A 17,338-nucleotide genomic window follows, 5' to 3' on the forward strand; every position below is an offset into this window, starting at 1 on the left:
TCCAACCGTGAGAAGCTCAACCAGGGCCTGGAGCTGATGATCGACAGCCCGGCCGTGGGCTGGGGCGTGCAGATCGACCGGGTCGAGATCAAGGATGTCTCCCTGCCCGACACCATGAAGCGGTCGATGGCCCGGCAGGCCGAGGCCGACCGGGAACGGCGGGCCCGGATCATCAACGCCGACGCCGAGCTGCAGGCCTCCAGGAAGCTGGCGGAGGCCGCCCAGCAGATGGAGGACACGCCCGCCGCGCTGCAACTGCGGCTGCTGCAGACCGTGGTCGCGGTCGCCGCCGAGAAGAACTCCACCCTCGTCCTGCCCTTCCCCGTCGAACTGCTGCGCTTCCTGGAGAGGCCCCCGGGAGAACCGGAGCGCCGGCGGGGCGTCACCGGCGGCGCCGAGGGCAACGGCGGCGCCCGAGCCGTCGGACCCGGGCAGGGCGCGGGCCCGGCCCAGCCGCTCGGCGCCGGTACGTCCCCACCCGTCACCCCCGTCCGGGACAGCGCCGACGCCACGTCCCCGGAACCCCTGGATGACGCCGAGGACAGCGACACCCCGCACCACGTCGGCCCCTCCCCCGACCACTGACGCACATCACGCGCACGGCCGTTGACGTGGCGCGCTGCCGCGCTGGGTGGCTGGGTGTGCCGCATCAAGGAGGCTGTGGCGCGCCGCACGGCGAGGTGGCCCGTGCGGCTCAGGTGCGTGGCGCTGGTGGCCGCGGCTCCCGGCCGCGGCTAGCGTGCGGGCATGCGCAGGCTGGTGATCGTGGCCGCGGCGGCGGCGTTGGGGGTCCTTGCGGGGTGCACCGGCGAGGGAGGTGGCTCCGCTGTCCGCACGCCCACCGCCTCGGGGCGCATCACCGTGTCGAGCCCGGCCTTCACCGAGGGCGGCACCATCCCCCGCCGCTACACCTGCGACGGCGCGGACCTCTCACCGCCGTTGGCGTTCTCCGGGGTCCCCGCACACGCCCTCGGCCTGGTCCTGCTGACCGAGGACAACGACGCGCCGCACGGCCCCTTCACGCACTGGCTGGCCTGGGACATCGACCCGCACACCGCGCGCCTGTCGGCCGGCCAGGCGCCCCCGGGTGCGACCCAGGGCCGCAACAGCTTCGGCAAGACCGGTTACAACGGTCCCTGCCCGCCCAGGGGCAAGCCCCACCACTACGTCTTCACGCTGTACGCCGCCGACCGTCGGCTCGGCCTCACCCGCGACGCCACGACCGCCGACGTGAAGCGGGCACTCGCCCGCCACACCCTCGCCGTGGGCAGCCTGACCGGCCACTACGGGCGATGACCTCCCGGGCCGGCACACGTGGCTGTCGGCGTCCGTCCCGGTACGCACGGTCGGGTCGGTGCGGACGGGGTACCCGACGGCCATGAGCGAGCACCCGCAGGCAAGCTGTTCGTACTGGATCCGGACGGCTCCGGGGCCGTCGCGTCCCCCGCTGGAGGAGGACCTCGACGTCGACGTGGCCGTGATCGGCGCAGGGGTGGCCGGGCTGAGCACGGCGTACGAGCTGGCGCGGGCCGGGCTCGGCGTGGCGGTCGTGGAGGCGCGGCGGGTGGCGGCCGGGGTCACCGGGCACACCACCGCCAAGCTGACCGCGCTCCACACGCTCGTCTACGACAAGCTGCGGCGCACGCGCGGACCTGAGGGCGCGCGGCTGTACGCCCGCTCCCAGTCCGAGGCCATCGAGCACGCCGCCGCGCTGGTGGACGAGCTCGGTGCCGACTGCGAGTGGGAGACGAAAAGCGCCTACACCTACGCCTGCGACGCGGCCCGGGTGGACGAACTGCGGGCCGAGGCGAAGGCCGCGCGGGACGCGGGGCTGCCGGCCTCGTTCGTGACGGAGACCGGTCTGCCGTTCCCGGTGGCGGGCGCGGTCCGGGTCACCGGGCAGGCGCAGTTCCACCCACGCAAGTACCTGCTGGCTCTCGCCGACGACCTGATCGCCCGCGGCGGACGCGTGTACGAGGACACCACCGTCCTCGGCCTGGAGGAGAGCACCCCGTGCCGGCTCACGACCGGCACGGGCGCGACCGTGACGGCGCGGGACGTCGTGGTGGCCACGCACTACCCGATCTTCGACCGGGCGCTGCTGTTCACCCGCCTCTCACCGCGCCGGGAACTGGTCGTCGCCGGACCCCTCGAGGCCGACCGGGACCCGGACGGCATGTACATCACCCCCGATGAGGGCACGCGCTCAGTGCGCACCGCGCCGTACGGCGAGAGCGGGCAGCGGCTGCTCATCGTGACGGGCGAGCACTTCACGCCCGGCACCGGTGACACCCCGGCCCGCTTCGAGCGACTCTCCGGCTGGGCCCGGGAGCACTTCCCCGACGTGGACCTCACCCATGCCTGGGCCACGCAGGACAACGACTCGACCGACACGGTTCCGCTGGTCGGCCCGCTGCACCCGGGCGCCCGGCACACGTACGTGGCCAGCGGGTTCGGCGGCTGGGGGCTGAGCGGCGGGATGATGGCCGGGCAGCTGATCACGGCCCTGATCACCGGCAAGGACTGCGCGTGGCGGGAGCTGTACGACCCGCGCCGGGTGCGCACCGCCGTGCGCGAGGCGCCGTCCTTCCTGAAGCACCAGGCGCAGGTGGCCCGGCACTTCGTCGGCGACCGGCTGCGGCAGACGACGTCCGCGGACGCCGTGGCCCCCGGGGAGGGTGCGGTGGTGCGGGCCGACGGTGAGCGCATCGCGGTCCACCGCGACGACGACGGCCATCCGCACGCCCTCTCCGCGCGCTGCACCCACCTCGGTTGTCTGGTCTCCTTCAACGCGGCCGAACGGGCATGGGAGTGCCCGTGCCATGGCTCCCGCTTCGACATCGACGGCAAGGTGATCCAGGGACCGGCGACCCGGCCGCTGGAACAACGGGACCTCTGACCGGACGGCGTGAGGCGCAAGCGCAGGACTGCGGGGACCGCGGGGACTGCGGGGACCATCGCACTGCGGGGGCGAATGACCGAGCGGCCCCTGGACCGTGGCACCGCCGGGCGGGTGACCACACGGCCACGCCGCCGTTCATACGACCGGACGCCGTCCTACGTTCGTCAGGTGATCGCACCTGTACGACGTGTTGCACGTATCGCGGCCTTCTGCGCCCTCGGCGCCGCCCTGACCGCCCTGACCGGCTGCGGCACCACCGGGGCCCCTGCCCAGCACACCGGCCGCCCGGCCCCCGCCAAGTCGGCGCCCGCCCGGCCGCCGACTCTCGCCCCGGGCCCCGGCGGACTCACCCCCGTCTTCACCAACGGCCCCCGCACCAAGGGGAAGACGGTGGCGCTCACCTTCGACGCCGACATGACCGCCGACCAGGGGCCCCGGGCGGCGGCGGGCGAGCACTTCGACAACCCGGCGCTGATCACCACGCTCCGCTCGCTGAAGGTGCCGGCCACCGTGTTCATGACGGGCCGGTGGGCCGAGGAGTACCCCGGCCAGGCCCGCTCCATCGGCAGCGACCCCATGTTCGAGCTGGCCAACCACTCCTTCAGCCACTACGCCTTCACCGGCGACTGCTACGGCCTGCCGACCGTCTCCGCGGACCGGATGCGCTCGGACGTGGAGCGCGCGTACACCGCCTTCCGCAAGGCGGGCGTGCGGCACGCCATGCCGTACTTCCGCTTCCCCGGCGGCTGCTACGACCGGCAGGCGCTGCGTGCGCTCAGCGGTCTGGGGGTCACGGCGGTGCAGTGGGACGTGGTCAGCGGCGACGCGTTCGCGACGGACGCCGACGCGGTGGCCCGGCAGGTGCTGGACGGGGTGAAGCCCGGGTCGGTGGTGGTCATGCACTGCACCCGCAGCGCGGCCCCGGTCACCGAGCGCGCCGTACGCACCATCGTGCCCGAGCTGCGCCGGAAGGGCTTCCGCTTCGTGAAGGTGTCCGAGCTGATCGGTGCGGCGACCGCTCGCTCCTGACCGCCCTACGCTGGATGCATGAGCGACGACGACTACTGCACGATCGACGCCACCAGGCCGCCCAGGGCCGACGGGCCGCCGTACGCGGAGTGCGTGCTGTGCCGGGAGCCGACGGAGTACCCGGAGTCGTACAAGGGGATCACGCTCTGCCCGACCTGCGAGTGGCAGGAGGCGCAGCGCACGGCCTGCTCAGGGTGACCTCCGCGCGCTGAACGCACAACTCACGGCAACCGCAGCCGCCGCGATGGCCCCGGCACCGGCCAGCGGCAGCAGCGACAGCGGAACGCGGCCCGACCGGGAGCCGGTGACCAGGCCGTACACGGCGGCCTGCGCCGGAGAGCCCGCGGCCACCACGGCCAGCAGTGCCGCCAGCAGCATCGCGGGCACCGCCCGGCCCGGCGAGCGCAGCACGGGCCGGTTCGTGACCGCGCCGACCGCCGTGCCGAGCAGCGCGCAGACCAGCGCGGCGAGCAGTCCGGCCGCGCCCGCCTGAAGGACCGGCACCCGGACACGATGGTCGGCGGTCACGGGATCACTGATCAGGGTGACCACGACACTCGCGGCCGAACCCAGCCCGGCGGCGACGGACAAGGCCACCAGCACACATGCCAGGTGCGCCCGAGCCGGTCCGGCCGCCGCGGCGACACAGCTGCGGGCCGCGGGCGGCTCGTTCGTCACACAGATCCGCACGAGCCAGGCGGCGACGGGCAGCAGTCCGGCGGCCGCGTAACCGAGCGAGTCGAGGACGGGTTGCCCGCTCTGCACGCCCACGGCCAGGAAGGCCGCGTACAGGATGAAGGGAGGCAGCCAGCGCTGAGAGCGCGCGAGGAGCGCTGCCTGGTAGCGGAAGAGGGCCGTCATCGGCGGATGTCCTGGTCCTTGGGGCCGGGGTCCTTGGGGCCGGGCTCGACCCGGGCGACGTGCCACGGCGGGCGGGCGGTCAGCAGGGTGCGCAGCAGGAGGTCGGAGTGGGGGGCCGGAACGGCGATCCGGTAGATGCCCGGCGCGGTCTCCTCGGCCGAGGTGACGGCCCGGCGCGCGTCGGCGGGCAGGCGCCCGTCCGGCGGTCCGTGCACCTCTACGACGACGTGCGGCCCGGCCGGCGTGGCGACCCGCCCGGTGCGGGCGACGAGGGTGCGGTCACGCACGGCGTACACGGTGTGGGGCACCCCCGCGAGGCGGCGCGGGTCGTGGTCGACGAACACAACGGCGCCTCCCTGCGCGGTCCGCTCCGCGACCGCCCGCTCCAGCTCGGACCGGGCGGCGGTGTCCAGTCCGGTCCACGCTTCGTCGAGGACGAGCAGCTCGGGGCCGGCGAGCAGGGCCTGGGCGACCGCGACCTTCTGGCTGCTGCCTTTGGAGAGCTGCGCCATGGGCGTACAGGCGTGCACGGCGGCTCCGAACCGCTCCAGCCACTCGCCGGCGGCCCGGGCGGCGGCCGTACGGGACAGACCGTGCACGGTGCCGAGGTGCGTCAGGTAGCCGGAGGCGGTGAACGGCAGTGCCGCCGGGAAGCGTTCGGGCACGTAGGCCGTGCGCGGACGGCCGGTGATCCGTCCCTCGGTGGGGGCGTCGATGCCCGCCAGCAGGCGCAGGAAGGTCGACTTGCCGGTGCCGTTGGCGCCTTCGATCCGGGTCAGTGTGCCGGGGGCCACGGCCAGGTCCACACCGCGCAGGATCCAGGGCCCGCGCACACCGTAGCGGCGGCCGACGGCCTCCAAACGTAGATCGCGCTGCATGGGGGCCATCCTCTCGTGCTTGACCCGCTTGGCACACTTGGGGACGTGAAGGACGCGTACGACGGCACGCCCGTCCAAGACAGCCCGTTCCGGTCGGATCCCGGCGCCCGTGACGGGGCGCCGCAGTTCGTGCTGCCGCTGGTCGTCCGGATCGAGCGGGCCGCTCCCCCGGGCCGTACCGACGCGCTGCAGACCGCGGCGCGGGCCGTGCTCGTCATGCTGAGCGACGAGCGGTCGCTGGGCGACGGCGAGTGGGCCGGGGCGATCCGGGACTGGCAGGACGCGCGGATCCGGAAGGTGGTGCGGCGGGCGCGCGGTGCCGAGTGGCGGCGGGCCGAGGCACTGCCGGGGATCACGGTCACGGGCAAGGCGGCGGAGGTACGGGTCTTCCCACCCGTGCCCCTGGACGGCTGGCCCAAGGAGCTGGCGAAGCTGCAGGTCTCCGGTACCGACCTCGACGATGCCGAGCCCCCCTCCGAGCCGGACGCGGGCACCCCGGTGCTGTGGCTGAACCCCGATCTCGACATGTCCGCAGGCAAGGCGATGGCCCAGGCGGGGCACGGCGCCCAACTCGCCTGGTGGGCGCTTTCCGACGAGGAGCGCACCACCTGGTGCGAGGCCGGCTTCCCGCTCTCCGCCCGCGCCGCCGCACCCGACCACTGGCACCGGCTGACCCACAGCGGCCTCCCGGTGGTGCGCGACGCCGGCTTCACCGAGATCGCTCCCGGCTCCTGCACGGTGGTCGCGGACCATCCGGCGTTGCGGTAGGGCGCGCCCGGCCGGGCGCGTGCTCCGGGCGTCGGGGCGGTTGTGGCGGCCGGTGGACCCCCACTTCCGCCGGGATCGCCAGATGCGGCGCGGGGCGCGCCCAGGTGGCACGATCGGCGCTATGAACGCCAGGACGGACTGGGTGTACCGGGTGGACGAGCCGCACGGCTCGGAGGGCTGGCGCCCCTACGGCGTGCACCCCGAACGGTGGCAGGGGACGATCACCAGCGACAACCCGGCCGAGGACGCCGAGTACGCCGCCGCTCTCGTCGTCACCGACCTGATGACCGAGTGGGAGCGCCGAGGCAGCGAGGACGTCAAGCACGTCAGGGTGCTCGTCTGGCAGAACGAGGCGGGCACCGAGGCGAACGCCGTCTTCAGCGTGGAGATCCAGCCGGACATCGCCCAGGACTGACTGCGGCACAACGCCCGGCTCAGCAGGCGCGTCGTCGCCGCCGGGCTCGGCGTCGCGCCGCCCAGGACTGCGGCTGTGACGGCTGCCCCGGCACGCGCAAACCTCAAATGTTGCTCTGAAGGCGGGGGAAGCGCGATTCGAGCCCGGGCGCCGGGGCCATACCCCCGTCACGCCGGAGCAGCGGTCTGTCGGCAAGGAGGGGACGATGCAGCGACTGGGTACGGGAATCGGATGGCGGCCGGAGATCTCGGACGCGGTTGAGCGCATGCCGGGTGTCGACTGGGTCGAGGTCGTGGCCGAGAACGTGTGCCCCGGGCACCTCCCGGAGTCGCTGCGGCGCCTGCGGTCCCGCGGCGTGACCGTGGTGCCGCACGGGGTCTCGCTCGGCCTGGGCGGGGCCGAGCGGCCCGACGAGGGAAGGCTGACCGCCCTCGCCGAGCGGGCCCGGGCGCTCGGCTCGCCGCTGGTCACGGAGCACATCGCGTTCGTACGGGCGGGTGGGCCCCTCACCGCGTCCCCGCGCCTGGAGGCGGGGCACCTGCTGCCCGTGCCGCGCACGCGCGACGCCCTCGACGTGCTGTGCGAGAACGTCCGTATCGCGCAGGACGCCCTGCCCGTGCCGCTCGCCGTGGAGAACATCGCGGCGCTGGTGTGCTGGCCGGGCGAGGAGATGACCGAGGGGCAGTTCCTGTACGAACTGGCCGACCGGACGGGCGTACGGCTGCTGATCGATGTGGCCAACCTGTACACGAATCAGGTGAACCGGGGCGAGGACGCCGCCAAGGCCCTGGCGGAGCTGCCCGTCGAGGCCATCGCCTACGTGCACGTGGCGGGCGGGTTCGAGCGGGACGGCGTCTGGCACGACAGCCACGCCCACCCGGTCCCCCGCCCGGTCCTCGACGTCCTGACCGACCTCGCCGCACGCGTGTCCCCGCCGGGGGTGCTGCTGGAACGCGACGAGAACTTCCCCGAACCGGCCGAACTGGAGCGGGAGTTGGGGGCGATCCGGGAGGCAGTGACGAAGGGGGGTGCGGCGGCGGGGGCCGGTGACGGAGCGACGGCAGGAGTCGGCGGCGGAGCGAGGGCGGCAGTCGGTGCCGGAGCGGGGACGGCTGTCGGTGACGCAGCGCGGGGGGCAGTCGGTGCCGGAGCGGCGGCATCGACCGACCGTGGACCTGGGGCGTCAACCCCCAGTGGATCGGCGGCAGATGCTGCCGACCCCGCGCGGCAGCGGGTCGCTCTCGCGCAGGCCGCCCTGCTGTCCGCGCTCGTCGCCGGGACACCCGTGCCCGAGGGGTTCGACCGGGTGCGGCTGGGGGTGCAGGCACGGGCGCTCGCGTCGAAGCGGGCGGACGTCGTGGCGAAGGTGGCGCCGGAGCTGCCGCTGATCCTCGGAACGGGCTACCGGGCCGCCTTCCTCGCCTATGCACAGGGGCATCCGATGACCGGGGGCTACCGGCGGGACGCGTTGGACTACGCGGGGTTCCTGCTGGGGACCGGGCAGCCGCAGGACCCGGAGGTCCGGCGGGAATTGCGGGAGTGGTGGCTGGAACGCTCGGGGCCGGTGCCGAGGTCCCGCAGGCCGGCGGTGCGGGTGGCCCGGGCGGCGCGGCGGGTGCTGCTGCGGCGGGTGCCGATGCGGCGGTGAACAGCCGTCGGGTGGGCCCGGACCAACCGTGCCCGGACCCCACCACCTGCAGTAATATGCCAACTCCCCACCCCGAAGCGCACTGACGTGCGGTGCCGCAACAGGAGGCACCCCATGCGACCGCGACCCCCCTTCAAGGGCCGAGGCATCTTCAGCGGGACCGGGATCATCATCTCGGGACTGGCCGCGACCCTCGCGGCACTGCTCTTTCCCTTCTGGTCGTACACCCACCGGCCCGCGTCCGCCGCCGACGTACTGAGCGCACAGACCGTAGCGACGCAGTTCGGGCCGCTGTCCGAACCGGACCGCGAGTTCGTCACCAAGGTCCGGCTGGCCGGACTGTGGGAACTGCCCGCCGGGCAGATGGCGGAGCAGAAGGGCACCACGCAGGCCGTGCGGACCGCGGGGCAGCACCTCGTGGCGGGGCACACCTTCCTGGACCAGCGGGTCCGGGACGTCGCGGCCAGGCTCGGCCTGGGACTGCCCAACGAGCCCACCGCCCAGCAGAAGCAGTGGCTGGCCACTCTCAACGCGGCGCAGGGCGGGGACTACGACCGTCGGTTCGCCAACATCACGCGCCTCGCGCACGGCCGGGTGTTCTCGCTCGTCGCCCAGATCCGCGCGAGCACGCAGAACTCGCTGGTGCGCGCCCTCGCCGACGACGCGAACACCACGGTGCTGGACCACATCAAGGTGCTGGAGGCCACGGGGCTCGTCGACTTCGGCGCCCTGGCCCGCGACCTGGCCGCGAGCGGCAGCCCTTCGGCCACCGCCTCCTCCGCCACCTCCGTACCGACGGCGGGCATCGGACAGGTGATTCCCGTCACCCCGTCGGCGCCGCCCACCTACACCATGCCACCGGCCGAATCCAGTCCACCACCGCCGGGCGGCTGACCTCCCGGAATAAACGGAACGTCACATACCGGCCACACTACGTCCGTATCATGAACAAGGCATGGCGTTTCCCAGGCCCCTGGCATAGAAACGCGTCATGTTCTGGGTCCTTCTCCTGCTGCTGGCCTGGGCCGTCGCCGGCACGGCGTGCACGCGGCTGTGCCTGGCCGCCGTACGCGCGGCGGCCGTCGACGTGCACACGGGCCTGGCTCATGAGCTGACGCTCTACGAGGCGGCGTTCCTGTCAGGCGGCCCTGCGCGGGTCGCCGAGGTGACCCTCGTCTCCATGGCGCGCCAGCGTCGGCTGCTGCTCGCCCACACAGGATGGGCGACCGTTGTGGACCCGCGCGGGCGGGACGACATGGAGCGGTCCGTCATAGGCGTCATCGGTCCGGAGGGGCAGTCGCGGATAGCTCCGGTGCGGGCGGCCACGGCCGCCACGGACGCGGTGCGCAGTCTCGCCGACCGTCTCGTCAGCGCGGGCCTGGCCGTGCCCGAGGGGGCGCGTACGACGGTCGCCACCGGCATCCGCCAGGTACGGGCCGCCGCCCTGGTCGTCCTCGCGCTGGGCGCGACCGCGCTGCTGCTCCCCGGCCCGACCGGGATGGCGCGCGATCTGGTCGCCCTGTGGTTCGCGCTTCCTCTGACGCTCACCCTGAGCTGCCTCGCCATCGCCCGGGTCGAGGTCCACCCGTACTCACGCTGGGCCTCCCCGGCCGGGCAGCGCCTGCTGGGCGCCCTGGCCCGGCGTGTCAACCGCGCCGCCGACGACCGTACGTACCTGGCCTCCGTCGCCGTGCGCGGCATCCGCGCGATCGGCGAACCGGAGCTGCGCCGGGCCTTCGCCCACCGCGACCAGCCCTGGCGCGACTGACGAGCACACTGCTCGGCACAGGACTCGGCGCACCGCTCGGCACAGGACTCGGCGCACCGCTCGGCACAGGACTCGGCGCACCGCTCGGCACAGAGCTCGGCGCACCGCTGGGCGCACTGCCGAAGTCGCTGACCGGCGCGCGCGCCTGCACCGAGCGCGTGGGCGGCGGCGCATCAGGAGCATTGGCGCCGACACCGGCTCCCGGTGCTTGCCTTCTCCGGGAGGCAAACGAAATATCCCTTTTGTTGCTGTGACGCGCATTTGTTGCTGTGCACCGAAGGGATACGCATGAGAGCTGCCGCCGTCCTCACGGCCGCCGGGTCCTTGGTCCTGACCTCCCTCGCCGCCGCTCCGGCCGGCAGCACCGGCACCGTCGCCGGCGCGCCGTCCGGCCTGCGCGGCCCGGCGTTCGCCGAACTGCGCGGGACCGTCGTCGCCGCGGAGCGCGCCCGGGCGGCCGGCATCGACTTCGGCCGGTGCGCCGACGGGCAGGACGGTCACGGCAGCATGGAGTGCGGCACGGTCTCCGTGCCGCTCGACTACGCGCACCCCGACGGCAAGCAGATCAGGCTCACCGTCAGCCGGGCTCGGGCCACCCACAAGGATCCGCGCAACAGCAAGCGCAAAGTGCCCCGCCAGGGCGCCCTCGTCTACAACCCGGGCGGTCCCGGCGCCAGCGGCATGTTCTTCCCGCGGATCGGCGCGCTACCCGAGTGGAAGCGCGTGGCGGCCGCGTACGACCTCGTCGGCTACGCCCCCCGCGGGGTGGGCCGTTCCGCGCCGCTGTCCTGCGAGGACCCCAAGCGCTTCTTCGAAGGGCCGTCGGCCGCGCCGACGCACCCCTCGGAGGCGTACAAGAAGCAGCGCATCGCCAGGGCCAGGGCATACGCCCAGGGCTGTGCCCGGCGGGCGGGGAGTGACCTGCGCTACTACAACTCCCTCAACAACGCCCGCGACCTGGACGTCCTGCGTGCCGCACTCGGCGAGGAGAAGCTGACGTTCATGGGGGCCTCGTACGGCACCTACTTCGGTGCCCTGTACGCGGCGCTGTTCCCCTCGCACGTGCGCCGGATGGTCTTCGACTCGGCGGTGAACCCCGACCCCGAGCAGATCTGGTACCGCAACAACCTGAACCAGTCCGCCGCCTTCGAGGGCCGCTGGGCGGACTTCAGGGAGTGGGTCGCCCGGCACGACGACGTGTACGGGCTCGGGCGCACGGCCGACGAGGTGCAGAGCCACTACGAGAAGGCGCGGGCCCGGCTCGCCGCCGAGCCGGCGGGCGGCAAGGTCGGGCCGGGGCAGCTGCAGGACGCGTTCCTGACGGCCGGGTACTACGACGACTACTGGCCGCGGAGCGCCCAGGCGCTGTCGGCGTATCTGAAGGGCGACCCGAAGCCGCTGGTCGAGCTCGCCGCGCCGTACCAGGCGGGTGCCGCCGAGGCGGAGAACGGCAGCGCGGTCTACACGGCGGTGGAGTGCAACGACGCCCCCTGGCCGACGGACTTCCGCGTCTGGGACCGGGACAACACACGGCTCGCGCGGGTGGCGCCGTTCGAGACCTGGGGCAATGTGTGGATGAATCTGCCGTGCGCCTACTGGCCGGCGCCCCGGCAGCGACCCCTCGACGTGCGGACCGGGCCGGGCGAGCTGCCACCGACGCTGATCCTGGCCGCCGAGCGGGACGCGGCCGCGCCCTACGACGGCGCCCTCGAACTGCACCGGCGCCTGAGCGGCTCGGCGCTGGTGACCGAGCGGGACTCCGGCGCGCACGGCATCGCCGGTGGGCCGAACCGGTGCGTCAACGCGCACGTCGACGCCTACCTGCTGGAAGGGCGGCTCCCGCAGCGGCGGGCGGCCTGCTCCCCGCACCCGGAGCCGCAGCCGATCACGCCGGCCGGCGCTTCCGGGCGGGAGACCCTGCGGGAGTCCCTGAAGGGAAAGGCCGACCGCCACCCGGACCCCCGCTGATCGGACAAAGCCGCGATCGGCTCCGGGACACACTTCCGACGGCCGACCCCGCTCTTCCGGGGGGACCCCCGGCCTCCAGGAGCCCAGGCTCCACGGCCCCCGGTCTCCCGGCGCGCCCCGGTCCTCCCGGCGCCCCGGCCGGCCGCACCCCGCCCCAGCCGTCAGGCAAGCCCCGCGATCAGTTCCGCGATGTCCTTGCGGCGGCCGGTGTAGAACGGGATCTCCTCGCGGACGTGCCTGCGGGCCTCCGAGCCGCGCAGGTGGCGCATGAGGTCGACGATGCGGTGGAGCTCGTCGGCCTCGAAGGCGAGGATCCACTCGTAGTCGCCGAGGGAGAAGGAGGAGACCGTGTTGGCGCGCACGTCCGGGAAGCCGCGGGCCATCTTGCCGTGGTCGGCGAGCATGCGGCGGCGGTCCTCGTCCGGCAGCAGGTACCACTCGTAGGAACGGACGAAGGGGTAGACGCTCACGTAGTTGCGCGGCGTCTCGTCGGCGAGGAACGCCGGGATGTGCGAGCGGTTGAACTCGGCCGGGCGGTGCAGCGCCATGTTGGACCACACCGGCGTCAGCGCGCGGCCCAGCTTCGTGCGGCGGAAGAGGTTGTACGCCTCCTGGAGCTGGTCGCTGGTCTCGGCGTGCCACCAGATCATGAGGTCGGCGTCGGCACGCAGGCCCGAGACGTCGTACGTGCCGCGGATGGTCACGTCCTTGGCGGCGAGCTGGTCGAACAGCTCCTGTACCTCGTCGGCGTAGCCCGCGCGGTCCTCGGGCAGCACGTCCCTCAGCTTGAAGACGGACCACAGGGTGTAGCGGATGACCTCGTTGAGGTCCTTGGCCAGCTTGCCCTTGTTCGGGATCCTGCCGGACTCGGTGGTGGGGGCGTCGTCACTCATGAGGCTATTCTCCCGCTCCGCCGTGCAGGCTCTGCACCGGGTTGGCGGTGAGCTCCTGCACACCGCCGAGATCACCACCGAGCTGGTCCACGGCCGCGTACGCGCTCGCGATGCACGCCGGGATGCCGACGCCGTCGTACTGCGCGCCGCACACGGCGAGGCCGGGCAGCTTGGCCACGTGCTCGCGGATACGGGCCACGCGCGCGTGATGGCCGACGGGGTACTGGGGCAGGCCGTCGTCCCAGCGGGTGACCCGGGTCTCCAGCGGTGTGGCGGTCAGACCGATCGCCTCGCGCAGGTCCTGCCGGGAGACGTCCACGATGTCGGCGTCCTCGCGCTGCAGGATCTCCGTCTCGCCGTACCGCCCCACGGAGGTGCGCAGCACCACGACGTCCGGGTCCTCGTCGGCGATCCAGCCCCACTTCTGGGAGGCGAATGTGGAGGCCTTGATCGTCCGCCCGTCGACGGGCGGGACCAGGAAGCCGCTGCCCTCCGGAAGGCCGGTGTCCTGGCGGCGATAGGCCAGCGTGGCCAGGGCCATGGAGGCGTACTCGACGGCTCGCAGCTCGGTGGCGGCCTCGGGCGACTCGGCGCCCAGCAGTTCCGCGGCGACCGGCGCGGGTACCGCGACGACGACGGCGTCGGCCCGCAGGACGCAGTCCCCGGCGGCCACACGCCAGGTCCCGTCCCCCTCCCTGCGCAGCTCCGTCGCCGGTGTCCCGGTCAGGATCGCGCCGCCCCGTGACCGCACCGACTGCGCTACGGCGAGCGGGAGTTGGCCCACCCCGCCCTCGATGCCCATGAAGACCGGACCGGTCTGCGGGGCCGTCGCGGCCCTGGCCTGGAGGTCGCGGACCGCCTGCGTCAGGGAGTCGTGGGTGCGGGCCGTCTGGAAGAGCTGGGGAACCGCGGAGCGCATCGAGATGCGGTAGGCGTCGCCCGCGTAGACACCGCCGAGCAGCGGCTCCACGAGGCGGTCGACGACCTCGCGGCCGAGCCGCGCCGCCACGTACTCCCCGACCGCCACGTCGTCGCCGATCTCGGTCCGGGGCAGCTCGGCGTCGCGCTCGATGCGGCGCAGGCCCTCGTCGGAGAGGACTCCCGCGAGGGAGGCTGCCGTGCCGGGGACGCCCATGACGTGTCCCTTGGGCATGGGCCGCAGGGCGCCGCGGGTCCAGACGGAGGCCGTCGCGGTCGCCGGTGCCTGCAGCCGGTCGGCCAGGCCCGCCTCGCGTGCCAGGGTCACCGCCTCGGGCCGCCGGGCCAGCATCGACTCGGCACCCAGGTCGACGCGCACGCCCGCGATCTCACCGGCCAGCAGCTTGCCGCCGACCCGGCCCGCCGTCTCCAGCACGGTCACGCGAGCGCCGCGCTCCAGCAGGCGGTGCGCGGCCGCCAGCCCCGCGATCCCGGCCCCGATGACGACGACATGCCGTACTTGCGAACCCATTGTGCTCATGTCCCCCACTCTCTCAGACCCCACGGACACTCCCTGCGCACCTGGTGTCCGGCCCGAATCCCGACCGTGACCGCATCGGGATCGTTTCCGGCCAACGTCCGGGGCGGCCCGGCCGTCGAAGGAGCGTCAGTCGTCACGACGACCCTCGGGGGTAACCGACATGCACGCACCAAGTTCCGTCCGATCCGGGCCCGCGCTGGCCGGGCTGCTGCTCGCCACGGCCCTGGCGCTCACCGGATGCAGCGCTGGGCACGATTCCGCAGGGACGTCCTCCGACAAGGCCGCCGCGGGCGGCGCGGCCCGAGGGGACAGCGCGGGCAGCGAGGCCCGAAGGGACGCCGCGGGCAGCGAGGCCCGAAGGGACGCCGCGGGCAGCGAGGCCCGAAGGGACGCCGCGGGCGGCGCTGCCCAGCGCGGCGCCCCGGGCGGCGGCACCGCCGGTGCCGCGAGGACCACCGCACCGCCCCGGCTCACCGCGAACCACATCATCCGCACCGCCTCCCTCACCGTGCAGGTCAGGGACGTGCCGAAGGCCCTCGACGCGGCCCGTACCGCCGCCGAGACCGCGGGCGGGTACGTCGGCGACGAGACCACCAGCCGGGACGACGAGGGCAACGAGCAGACCCGTGTCGTACTGCGGGTGCCCACCGACAGGTACGACCAGGTCATGACCGCCCTGCGGGGCACCGGCAGGCTCGTCGACCGCACCGCGAAGGCGGAGGACGTCACCGACCAGGTGGTCGACGTCGACAGCCGCGTCAGGTCCCAGCGCGCCAGTGTCGCCCGGGTCCGCGCCCTGATGGACCGGGCCTCCTCGCTCAGCGACGTGGTCACCCTGGAAAGCGAGTTGAGCCGCCGTGAGGCCGACCTGGAAGCGCTGCTGGCCCAGCAGGCGTCCCTGAAGGACCGCACGAGCCTGGCCACCATCACCCTGTCGCTGTCCCGGACGCCGGTGCCGGAGGCCGCGCACCACGACCGGCCCGGTTTCGGGGACGCGCTGGCCGGCGGCTGGCACGTCTTCGTCACCCTGGTGCGCTGGATCGCGCTCGCCTTCGGCGCGGTGCTGCCGTTCGCCGTGGCGGCGGCGACGGCCGTCGTGGTGTGGCTGCGGATCGTACGTCCCCGGCTGCCGCGCCACCCGGCCGCCGCACCGGCGACGACCGCGCTCGGTCCGCTGTCCGTGGCCCGGCAGGCACCCCGCGGAGCGGCCGGGGAGCAAACCGGAGAGCAGCCCGGGGAGCAAACCGGAGAGCAGCCCGGGCAGGACTGAAATCCCCGGTGGCCGTAGCGTGTTCACATGAGCATGAGCGGTACGAGGGGTGCGCGGGAGCGGTTGGTCGTGATCGGGGGCGACGCCGCGGGAATGTCCGCGGCGTCGCAGGCGCGCCGCCTGCGCGGGCCCGGCGAGCTGGAGATCGTGGCGTTCGAGCGCGGCCACTTCACCTCGTTCTCGGCGTGCGGCATCCCGTACTGGGTGGGCGGCGACGTCACGGAGCGGGACAGGCTGATCGCGCGCGCCCCCGAGGAGCACCGCGCGCGGGACATCGACGTGCGGCTGCGCACCGAGGTCACGGAGATCGACGTCGCCGCGGGCCGCGTCCGCGCGCGGGACGTCGATTCCGGCGAGGAGTCCTGGACCTCGTACGACAAGCTCGTGATCGCGACCGGTGCCCGTCCCGTCCGCCCCGACATGCCCGGCATGGAGTCGCCCGGCGTGCACGGCGTGCAGACGCTGGACGACGGGCAGGCCCTCCTGGACACCCTGGCACGCGCGCGTGGCGGTGACGGTCGTGCCTTTCGGGCCGTGGTCGTCGGCGCGGGTTACATCGGCGTGGAGATGGCCGAGGCCCTCATCAAGCGCGGCTACGAGGTGACGGTCGTCAACCGCGGCAGGGAGCCCATGTCCACGCTCGACGCGGACATGGGCCGTCTGGTGCACGAGGCCATGGAGGGCCTGGGCATCACCATGGTCAACGACGCAGAGGTGACCAAGGTGCTCACCGGTGGGACCGGCTGCGTCCGGGCGGTGGCCACCGAGGACGCCGAGTACCCGGCGGACGTCGTCGTGCTCGGCATCGGCGTGCGCCCCGAGACCGGGCTCGCGCGGACGGCGGGGCTCCCGCTCGGCGCTCACGGCGGCCTGCTCACCGACCGCGCGATGCGCGTGCGCGGCCACGAGAACATCTGGGCCGGGGGCGACTGCGTCGAGGTCCTCGACCTGGTCTCCGGCCAGGCGAGGCACGTTCCGCTGGGCACGCACGCCAACAAGCACGGCCAGGTCATCGGCACGAACGTCGGCGGCGGCTACGCCACCTTCCCCGGTGTGGTGGGGACCGCGGTCAGCAAGGTGTGCGACCTGGAGATCGCGCGCACCGGGCTGCGCGAGAAGGACGCGCGCCGCGTCGGCCTGCAGTTCGAGACGGTCACCATCGAGTCGACCAGCCGCGCGGGCTACTACCCCGGCGCCTCCCCGATGACGGTCAAGATGCTCGCCGAACGCCGCACCGGCCGACTCCTCGGCGTCCAGATCGTCGGTCGCGAGGGTGCGGCGAAGCGGGTCGACATCGCCGCGGTCGCCCTCACCGCGGGCATGACGGTGGAACAGATGACGGCGCTGGACCTGGGCTACGCCCCGCCGTTCTCACCGGTGTGGGACCCGGTCCTGGTGGCGGCGAGGGAAGCGACGCGGAAGATCCACGGCGCCTTGTGAAGGATCGCCGGGCATCTCCTGAAGGGGCGCGGGGCCGTG

Annotated in this window: 17 protein-coding genes; 13 read left to right on the plus strand and 4 right to left on the minus strand. The window is 73.8% G+C overall.

The features are described 5' to 3' along the window. From AB0A61_RS27895 to AB0A61_RS27915, 5 genes are all read left to right on the plus strand, one after another. The coding region (locus AB0A61_RS27895; protein WP_361297811.1) for an SPFH domain-containing protein at positions 1–585 on the plus strand (585 nt) is incomplete at its 5' end. 162 nt (positions 586–747) lie between these two features. Further along, entirely contained in the window at positions 748–1,296 is a 549-nt protein-coding gene (locus AB0A61_RS27900; RefSeq protein WP_361297814.1) for a YbhB/YbcL family Raf kinase inhibitor-like protein, read from the plus strand. 82 nt (positions 1,297–1,378) lie between these two features. Continuing rightward, positions 1,379–2,899, plus strand: a complete 1,521-nt coding sequence (locus AB0A61_RS27905; protein WP_361297817.1) for an FAD-dependent oxidoreductase — start codon at positions 1,379–1,381, stop codon at positions 2,897–2,899. A 171-nt stretch (positions 2,900–3,070) separates the two neighbouring features. Then, complete coding sequence (locus AB0A61_RS27910; RefSeq protein ID WP_361297820.1) at positions 3,071–3,931, plus strand: polysaccharide deacetylase family protein; 861 nt, start codon at positions 3,071–3,073, stop codon at positions 3,929–3,931. A gap of 18 nt (positions 3,932–3,949) precedes the next feature. Beyond that, a complete protein-coding gene (locus tag AB0A61_RS27915; RefSeq protein ID WP_361297823.1) occupies positions 3,950–4,129 on the plus strand; it encodes a hypothetical protein in 180 nt (59 codons plus the stop codon). Here the strand turns inward: AB0A61_RS27915 and AB0A61_RS27920 are convergent. Together AB0A61_RS27920 and AB0A61_RS27925 are read right to left on the minus strand one after the other, a co-directional pair. Further along, positions 4,121–4,792, minus strand: a complete 672-nt coding sequence (locus AB0A61_RS27920) for an ABC transporter (protein ID WP_361297826.1) — start codon at positions 4,790–4,792, stop codon at positions 4,121–4,123. The two genes, AB0A61_RS27915 and AB0A61_RS27920, sit on opposite strands and share 9 nt — an antisense overlap. Beyond that, on the minus strand, positions 4,789–5,670 hold the full coding sequence (locus AB0A61_RS27925; RefSeq protein ID WP_361297829.1) for an ATP-binding cassette domain-containing protein: 882 nt from the start codon (positions 5,668–5,670) through the stop codon (positions 4,789–4,791). The genes AB0A61_RS27920 and AB0A61_RS27925 overlap by 4 nt, the downstream gene beginning before the upstream one ends. Before the next feature lie 45 nt (positions 5,671–5,715). On the opposite strand from AB0A61_RS27925, the gene AB0A61_RS27930 reads away from it, so the two are divergent. The 6 genes from AB0A61_RS27930 (at position 5,716) to AB0A61_RS27955 (ending at position 12,237) form a co-directional block, all read left to right on the plus strand. Further along, positions 5,716–6,438 (plus strand): aminoacyl-tRNA hydrolase, encoded by a 723-nt coding sequence (locus AB0A61_RS27930; protein ID WP_361297832.1) that lies wholly within the window; start codon positions 5,716–5,718, stop codon positions 6,436–6,438. 121 nt (positions 6,439–6,559) lie between these two features. Continuing rightward, positions 6,560–6,853, plus strand: a complete 294-nt coding sequence (locus AB0A61_RS27935) for a hypothetical protein (protein ID WP_361297835.1) — start codon at positions 6,560–6,562, stop codon at positions 6,851–6,853. A gap of 205 nt (positions 6,854–7,058) precedes the next feature. Continuing rightward, positions 7,059–8,501: a DUF692 domain-containing protein gene (locus tag AB0A61_RS27940; RefSeq protein ID WP_361297838.1), complete on the plus strand. Its 1,443-nt coding sequence runs from the start codon at positions 7,059–7,061 to the stop codon at positions 8,499–8,501. A 114-nt stretch (positions 8,502–8,615) separates the two neighbouring features. Beyond that, positions 8,616–9,395 carry a DUF4142 domain-containing protein gene (locus tag AB0A61_RS27945; protein ID WP_361297841.1) on the plus strand — a complete coding sequence of 260 codons (780 nt, stop codon included), beginning with the start codon at positions 8,616–8,618 and terminating at the stop codon, positions 9,393–9,395. Positions 9,396–9,492: 97 nt separating this feature from the next. After that, the gene (locus tag AB0A61_RS27950) at positions 9,493–10,269 is read left to right on the plus strand and encodes a TIGR04222 domain-containing membrane protein (protein WP_361297844.1); all 777 of its coding nucleotides are present in this window, start codon (positions 9,493–9,495) and stop codon (positions 10,267–10,269) included. A gap of 288 nt (positions 10,270–10,557) precedes the next feature. After that, positions 10,558–12,237, plus strand: coding sequence for an alpha/beta hydrolase (locus tag AB0A61_RS27955; protein ID WP_361297846.1), 1,680 nt, complete (start codon positions 10,558–10,560; stop codon positions 12,235–12,237). Positions 12,238–12,398: 161 nt separating this feature from the next. Here AB0A61_RS27955 and hemQ read toward each other — a convergent pair whose 3' ends face one another. Both hemQ and hemG read right to left on the minus strand, forming a co-directional pair. Continuing rightward, a complete protein-coding gene (gene hemQ, locus AB0A61_RS27960) occupies positions 12,399–13,130 on the minus strand; it encodes a hydrogen peroxide-dependent heme synthase (RefSeq protein ID WP_361297848.1) in 732 nt (243 codons plus the stop codon). 4 nt (positions 13,131–13,134) lie between these two features. Then, the gene (hemG, locus tag AB0A61_RS27965) at positions 13,135–14,589 is read right to left on the minus strand and encodes a protoporphyrinogen oxidase (protein WP_361297850.1); all 1,455 of its coding nucleotides are present in this window, start codon (positions 14,587–14,589) and stop codon (positions 13,135–13,137) included. A 160-nt stretch (positions 14,590–14,749) separates the two neighbouring features. Between hemG and AB0A61_RS27970 the strand changes: the two genes are divergently transcribed. Both AB0A61_RS27970 and AB0A61_RS27975 read left to right on the plus strand, forming a co-directional pair. Next, positions 14,750–15,859 (plus strand): DUF4349 domain-containing protein, encoded by a 1,110-nt coding sequence (locus AB0A61_RS27970; RefSeq protein ID WP_361297853.1) that lies wholly within the window; start codon positions 14,750–14,752, stop codon positions 15,857–15,859. 27 nt (positions 15,860–15,886) lie between these two features. After that, positions 15,887–17,299: an FAD-dependent oxidoreductase gene (locus AB0A61_RS27975; RefSeq protein WP_361297856.1), complete on the plus strand. Its 1,413-nt coding sequence runs from the start codon at positions 15,887–15,889 to the stop codon at positions 17,297–17,299. Positions 17,300–17,338: the final 39 nt, after the last annotated feature.

Origin of the sequence: Streptomyces sp. NPDC046197 (assembly GCF_040646295.1) — a bacterium.
Classification (GTDB): domain Bacteria; phylum Actinomycetota; class Actinomycetes; order Streptomycetales; family Streptomycetaceae; genus Streptomyces.

Excerpts from the sequence above, each read along its gene's own strand:
- AB0A61_RS27900 (WP_361297814.1), top strand. The coding sequence starts at position 748 with ATGCGCAGGCTGGTGATCGTGGCCGCGGCGGCGGCGTTGGGGGTCCTT.
- AB0A61_RS27905 (WP_361297817.1), top strand. The coding sequence starts at position 1,379 with ATGAGCGAGCACCCGCAGGCAAGCTGTTCGTACTGGATCCGGACGGCT.
- AB0A61_RS27915 (WP_361297823.1), top strand. The coding sequence starts at position 3,950 with ATGAGCGACGACGACTACTGCACGATCGACGCCACCAGGCCGCCCAGG.
- AB0A61_RS27920 (WP_361297826.1), bottom strand. The coding sequence starts at position 4,792 with ATGACGGCCCTCTTCCGCTACCAGGCAGCGCTCCTCGCGCGCTCTCAG.
- AB0A61_RS27925 (WP_361297829.1), bottom strand. The coding sequence starts at position 5,670 with ATGCAGCGCGATCTACGTTTGGAGGCCGTCGGCCGCCGCTACGGTGTG.
- AB0A61_RS27935 (WP_361297835.1), top strand. The coding sequence starts at position 6,560 with ATGAACGCCAGGACGGACTGGGTGTACCGGGTGGACGAGCCGCACGGC.
- AB0A61_RS27940 (WP_361297838.1), top strand. The coding sequence starts at position 7,059 with ATGCAGCGACTGGGTACGGGAATCGGATGGCGGCCGGAGATCTCGGAC.
- AB0A61_RS27945 (WP_361297841.1), top strand. The coding sequence starts at position 8,616 with ATGCGACCGCGACCCCCCTTCAAGGGCCGAGGCATCTTCAGCGGGACC.
- AB0A61_RS27950 (WP_361297844.1), top strand. The coding sequence starts at position 9,493 with ATGTTCTGGGTCCTTCTCCTGCTGCTGGCCTGGGCCGTCGCCGGCACG.
- AB0A61_RS27955 (WP_361297846.1), top strand. The coding sequence starts at position 10,558 with ATGAGAGCTGCCGCCGTCCTCACGGCCGCCGGGTCCTTGGTCCTGACC.
- hemQ (WP_361297848.1), bottom strand. The coding sequence starts at position 13,130 with ATGAGTGACGACGCCCCCACCACCGAGTCCGGCAGGATCCCGAACAAG.
- hemG (WP_361297850.1), bottom strand. The coding sequence starts at position 14,589 with ATGAGCACAATGGGTTCGCAAGTACGGCATGTCGTCGTCATCGGGGCC.
- AB0A61_RS27970 (WP_361297853.1), top strand. The coding sequence starts at position 14,750 with ATGCACGCACCAAGTTCCGTCCGATCCGGGCCCGCGCTGGCCGGGCTG.
- AB0A61_RS27975 (WP_361297856.1), top strand. The coding sequence starts at position 15,887 with ATGAGCATGAGCGGTACGAGGGGTGCGCGGGAGCGGTTGGTCGTGATC.